General features: G+C 33.0%; 5 protein-coding genes. 1 reads left to right on the plus strand and 4 read right to left on the minus strand.

The window, feature by feature from the left end:
- Nucleotides 1–184 precede the first annotated feature (184 nt).
- The 3 genes from GJV77_RS11805 to GJV77_RS11815 all read right to left on the minus strand — a co-directional run bounded on the left by GJV77_RS11805 (nucleotide 185) and on the right by GJV77_RS11815 (nucleotide 5191).
- Nucleotides 185–3070: a hybrid sensor histidine kinase/response regulator transcription factor gene (locus GJV77_RS11805; RefSeq protein WP_155036565.1), complete on the minus strand. Its 2886-nt coding sequence runs from the start codon at nucleotides 3068–3070 to the stop codon at nucleotides 185–187.
- Between the two features lie 52 nt (nucleotides 3071–3122).
- Nucleotides 3123–3659, minus strand: coding sequence for a hypothetical protein (locus GJV77_RS11810; protein WP_155036566.1), 537 nt, complete (start codon nucleotides 3657–3659; stop codon nucleotides 3123–3125).
- Between the two features lie 290 nt (nucleotides 3660–3949).
- Nucleotides 3950–5191, minus strand: a complete 1242-nt coding sequence (locus GJV77_RS11815) for a hypothetical protein (RefSeq protein WP_155036567.1) — start codon at nucleotides 5189–5191, stop codon at nucleotides 3950–3952.
- Between the two features lie 328 nt (nucleotides 5192–5519).
- Between GJV77_RS11815 and GJV77_RS15020 the strand changes: the two genes are divergently transcribed.
- Nucleotides 5520–5648, plus strand: a complete 129-nt coding sequence (locus GJV77_RS15020; RefSeq protein WP_262885838.1) for a hypothetical protein — start codon at nucleotides 5520–5522, stop codon at nucleotides 5646–5648.
- Nucleotides 5649–5675: 27 nt separating this feature from the next.
- Here GJV77_RS15020 and GJV77_RS14730 read toward each other — a convergent pair.
- The coding region (locus GJV77_RS14730) for a hypothetical protein (protein ID WP_162521617.1) at nucleotides 5676–6387 on the minus strand (712 nt) is incomplete at its 5' end.

The following is a 6387-nucleotide window of genomic DNA, read 5'->3' on the forward strand; positions in this document are numbered from 1 at the left end:
ATCTACAAGGGTACACTTAGCTCATTTTGGCAAAATTCACGCAAATACTAGGTGTTTTTTGAGCATTATATGTTATGTTTTTTTTACAAATGATTGATATATAGTTAGTTAAAAATAAAACCCATCAAGAGTGAATGCTTGATGGGTTTAAATATTTTATGATCAATTAGTTTAATTGTTGATTTTATTTTTTTACTGAAGAAGGTGGATATCCCCAGTGTTTTTTAAATACTTTACTAAAGTAAACTGAATCTTCAAAGCCAACAGCCCAAGCAGTATCAGCAACACTTTCTCCATCTTTTAATAATTCAACAGCCTCTTCCAGACGAATGTTTCGAATAAACTCCGCGGGTGTTTTCCCGGTTATAGTTTTAAGCTTTCGGTTGAGCTGACTCACAGATAAGCATACACCATCGGCTAGGGTATTTACCCCAAATTGTAAATTAGAAATATTTTGCTCGACTAAACCCGTTACATCATCTACAAATTTTCTATCTCGAGTGTTTAGCTCTGGAGTTTCTTCCGCAGTAGGCATAGTGTTGCCTTTAAACTTTTTGCGCAACAACTCTTTAAAAGATAAGATATTTTTCACCCTTAGTCTAATCTCTGCAAGAGAAAAAGGCTTGGTTAGATAATCGTCTGCTCCTGTTTGTAAACCGGTGAGCTTATCTTTTTGTTCTGCCTTAGCCGTGAGTAAGATAATAGGTATATGTGAAGTAGCTACATTATTTTTGAGTGTTTCACAAACTTCATATCCATTGGCATCTGGCATCATCACATCACTGATAATCAAATCCGGAAGCAGTTCTTTTGCCAGGCGTATACCATCTTTACCATTTGATGCTTGCTCATAACGGTACTGCTGTCCTAAATTGTCAACGATAAAACTGCGTAGCTCTGATTGATCCTCTATTACCAGTACTAAAGGAAGTTCTGTGTTCTCAGATTCATCAGTAGCAGCAGGTGTAGGCTGGCTATTTGGTAGGTCATTGTTGGGTTCAATAGCGTTGGTTGTTTCGATATCTTCGGTTTGCGCACTTTCAATCCAAAAGGTAAAAGTACATCCACCTTCTACAGGAGATTCAACTTTTATATCTCCTTGGTGAAGGTTAACTAACTCCTTAACAAGAGCTAGTCCAATACCAGAGCCTGCATAGGTGCGCTGTTTGGGATCATCTACTTGATAGAAACGTTCAAAGATTCTAGGTATATCATTGGGTGAAATACCTATTCCTGTATCTGTAATGCTAATGAATATCTTATCCTGTTTATAATCAATTTCTGTAGTGACACTTCCCCCAGCGGGTGTGTATTTGATGGCATTGGATATTAAATTTGTTATAATTATTGCCAAGGCCTCTGAGCTATAGTTGAATTGACGCTCAGGCAATGTTTTTGCACTTTCGGTATGCTCCAGTATTAGCGAAATACCGTGCTGTTGGGCATAGGAGTGGAATGACTGAACGAGCATGCTAGCCTGGTTTAATACATTGCCGTTTTGATATTTGAGCTTGTATTGACCGCTTTGCATTTTAGAAAGGTCTAGCAACTGATTAATTAAAGTAAGGAGTCTTTTTCCATTTTGTTCGATTTCGTTAAAATGAGAAAAGTCTTGTTGATCACCTTTTTGTTTCAATACTTCTACATGACCGTTGATTAAGGTTAGTGGGGTTCTAAATTCATGAGAGATATTAGCAATGAATCGTGTCTTGAATTGTTCGTTTTCCTTTAGAATTTCTACTTCTCTGCGTTGTAATTCAAGGTTTTGCTTTTCTATTTTGAATTTTTTATTCCTCAATTTAAACAAATAGAAGACCAAAATGGTTAGTAAAGCCATGACTCCAATGCCAACAAAAGCGATATTGCGTTGCAATTGCTTTGTTTTAAGTTCCTCTTGGAAAAGAGCTGCTTTTTTATCGAATTGGTAGCCCATGGATATTTCTAGGCTTTTCTTTTCGTTTTCTTGATTGATCAGACTATCACGATAAACGATGTATTGTTTGTAGTTTTGGTAAGCATCTTTATAGTTGCCTAAGGTACTATCCACAAGAGTAGTGTTGTAGTAGAAATCTCTAATTAAACTTTTGTTTCCGGTTTCTTTGGCAAGGATTAAGGCTTTTTCAATGTGTTTTTGAGCAGAATCAACTCGGTTTAATTCTAGCTCGACAAGTCCAATATTGTTATTAGCAAGTGCAATAGATGCTTTGTCCTTAACCTGTTGGGCTAATTCTAAGAATTTGAAGTAGTACTTCAAGGCCTCAGGGTAGTTTTCTTGTTGTTTATAAATAATACCAATGTTGTTATAACAACCCGCCTGTTCTTGTTTATTGCCTAGTTCTTGTTTTAACGCTAAGGCTTGAAACAGATATTCTAATGCCTTAGGATAGTTGCCTTGAAGTTGATAAACACTTCCAATGTTGTTATAAGCCATTGAAGTACTTTGCTTATCATCTGTATTTTCTACTATTTTTAAGGCATTAAAGTAATATTCTAAGGCTTTTGAATATTCTTTTTGATTTTTGTAAACAATACCGATATTATTAAGAGCATTTAGAATACCTTTTTTATAGTCAAGTTCTTCAAATATTTTTAAGGTTTTAAAGTAGTATTCCAGAGCTAGGGGATAGTTGCCTTGCGATAGATAAACGATACCAATATAATTGTACGAATTTGCTATATCACGTTGATCTCCAAGAGCCTCAGTTATTTTTAGATTAGCCTGGAAGTTGTCTAAAGCTAAGGGGTAATTACCTTTATAGACATTAGCGATTCCCAGGATACTAAAAGCGGTTGCTTGTCCGAATTTGTACTTAATCTTCTTGGCTAATTGTTCTGACTTTTGGGCGTGAACGATAGCCTGATCAAACTCAGAGACTCTTAACAGAAGTCTAGAGAGTTCGTTGATTCGGTTTACAGTTAAAGTATCACTAGCTGACTCTTTGGCTAAGATGTTTGTCAGAGAGTCTATCTCAATGTGTGGTATTGACTTTTTTTCTTGAGCAAAAATTGTAAGACTGATAAAAAAGACAAAAACGATAATACGATAGGGTATGGTATGTGGGGTAAACATGATTGTTTTTTTATTAGATGTTATTTACTTATTAGATGTTTTAATTCTCGAATTAGACTTGTTTGATTAAAAAATCATAGCCAAAACTGCGGTAAGTAGGGTTGTCTAATTGTTTATTTAAAAATTTAGTAATTTTATCATGAGTCTTACTGTTTTTATTCTCACTGGCAATACGCAATATTGACTCTATTGTTTCTGTGATAAAAACGTTGAGATGATCGTTGCTATCATCACAGTTATTACTTAGGTTTATGGTATTGCTCAAAAGTGATTTAAGAACAATAAGGGCACTTTTATATTTTTTGTTTTCTATAAGTAGATCTGCAATCAAAAAGTAAGTGTCTAATTCACTGATTAATTCACTCAGAGTATCTAAGGTTAAAAAGTCATTGTTTATGTCCAGGTAAGTTTTAATTCTAATGGATATTTTATCATTTAAATGTACTTGAGTTTGTTTTAAAATGTCTTTAGAGGCAAAAAATAGATTAAAACTAATGGTAAAGTTTTGATCCAATAAGCTATAGCTATTTAGAAAATTTACTAGAGTGTCTTTGTCTAATTTATTTATAATCTTGGGTTGTAGTATCATCTATATTTAATAAAGGTTTTGTTTTGTGTTTTTCTTGTTTTTACAAAAATATTTGATCTATGACTGGTTTTAGCTAAAGTAAGTTTTTTTAGTAATGTTAGCTATAATAAAAGTAGCGCTTAAGCAGTAAGTAAATCAAAGCACAAAAACTAGTAGCCACAGCAAAAGGACCACTAGTTTTAGCTTAATTCTAAAAAAGATGACAATACAACATTGTCTGTAAAAGTGAATTTTTTCAAACTCTTTATTGTAAGTATGGTTAGTTGCAGCTACTTACAAAAGATTGTTAATTAAAAATTATAATTAATTACTTTACGATCACCATTGAACTCAATTTCAAAAGGCTTATTTGCACCAGTTTTGGTTTTTAGGTGGTAATTAGCATGTATATATCCTAATCGACCACTAACATTCATAACTTGATAGATACCAGTAAAGTCTTCTGAATAAGAGCTACTGAAGATCCAAAAATTGTCCTTATCGTAAACTCTAGCGTTTAACCAAGTGATATCCGTTGTCTTAGATGGGTTAACAGCTGTATAGCTTCCATCTGGATTATGAATGGCAGGAGTTAAGAATTCAACCGTACAGTACCCTTGATTATTAGAGCTATAGGTGTTTTCCCACCATAACGAATAAACAGTTGAATCTATCAATTCAAACCTTTTAAAAGTTAACTCAGAAGCATTTACTTCAATAGTTTGACCATCGTATGAGTAAAACCCTGTATAGGTAGGATAAGCATTTACGGTAATCTCTAGCGGTTCTTTGGTTATATACCCATCTTTATAAGCTCTTACTAGGTGTTGTCCAGCGGTTGCTTTCCAAGGATTACTTACGCTATGTCCGTTTACGAAAATGCGAGCATCTTTAATTATGGTATTGTTTTTATCACGTACAGTAAAGTGAACGTCCATCTCCTCCATGATAGTGTTTTCACCGAATTGAGTAGTTATAAAAAGTGGTTCAGGTTCTATTACAGTTACTTTTAGTTCATCACTTGTTTGATACCCCTCTTTAGTAGCAATGAATGAATGCTCGCCAATTTCAGCAGGCCAAGGATTCATTGTTTTCTTACCATCTAGTAAAATTTCAGCATCTTCAACAAGCTCTCCATTATTGTCTTTAACGATAAATGTAACAAGCATACGGTCTACGATAGGCAAAGGATTTTCTATAGACAATACCAGTATTGGTAGTTTTTCCTCTACTGTGATTGTTACCGTATTACTTGTTTTATATCCTTTAGCCTTAGCAGTTACTTTGTACTGACCAATCTGTTCGAAGGTATAAGGATTAGTGGCTTTAACTTGGTCAATAAAAATTTCTACATCTTCGACAACTTCTTTTTCTGATCTCGCTGTAAACTTTACAGTATCTCCTGCAAAAATCTCTGTCTGATCAGCGATTAATTCTAATGGCTTTTCAACAACCACAGGATCTACAGGGGTAGTGTTGTTATCATCACTACTACACGATAGTCCAATCACCGCAAAGCAGGTTAGAATCATTAAGTTAAAAATTTTTCTCATAAGTGTGTATTTAAAAAGTATTGTATTTGTTTTAGTTGATATACCAGTACAATAGACTCCGCAAACAGTATCACTTGATTTTTGGTAAACTTTTTTTTGGGTGTTTTAAACACAACAATGCTTTAAATTGGAGCATGCATGAGTTACTGTACTGGCTAATTTTAACTAACTCGGGGGTACTAGTCGTTGGGACAAAGCTATGAGAAGTTCAGTTTTACGGAAATACCCTTTTTAGGGTATTTTTGAGGATTGATAGATAAGTAAGGAGCGATATTACGAGGTTGAACAGATAAGAATAGACAAAGAGTGGAGTGAGCTTTTATACGATATGTCTAGAGGAGATATCAGCCAGTATGAAATGCTGAAGGGAGTTGATGAGGTAGAGTTCTATACTATCCTTAAGAAATATGAAGAAAGAATAAAGTTTGAAGCTGAGTATCCTAATTTTAGGCTGTAGGTGTACAGTCTAAAATTAGGTAAGTCATTAAAAAACGTAATTAAGAATTAAAATATAAAGTATTATACACAAAACATATAATAACAGGTTTAAAGAGAATTTAGGAATTTTCAACATATTATAAAAAGAGGAGAGTATAAAGAGAATTAAGAACTGCAAGCCAGTTAATACTTCAAATAACCATAAGAAAGAGGTGGATATAAAAAGTATCAGATAAATATTGTAGTAAGTATTTTTATCTTTATTAATATTTTTAAAATTAGTGCTATGTAGATCAATCAAAATTACTAAAGTATAAATAGATGCCACTGTAAATACAAATCGTTTAAAGAGGCTATTTAAGTATTCAGGAAATATTATATTGAAAAATAAGTTAGCTATTAAAAATAGAATACCAGAAAAGCCAATTATTATTATTGTAATTAGTAAAATATTACCTATTGCTTTTAATTTAAAACCATCTGATATTTCTACATATGTAAAATTCAAATTATCAATATTGTTGTTAGGAATAACAAAAATATGACCATCGATAAATTTTTTATAAATAATTTTGTTGGGGCGTCTTATGTGAATATTGTATTCAGAAATAAATTGACCTTTGACTTCGATACCTCCTTTAACGTCTTTAACATCTTCAATTGTAGTAGTATCTTTATCAATTTTAATTTGATTAAACTTTAACGCATCTTTTAATGCGATATGTTGAGGGTGTACCGCCAACTGTGTCACAAAATTA

Source organism: Myroides pelagicus (assembly GCF_009711055.1).
Classification (GTDB): domain Bacteria; phylum Bacteroidota; class Bacteroidia; order Flavobacteriales; family Flavobacteriaceae; genus Flavobacterium; species Flavobacterium pelagicum.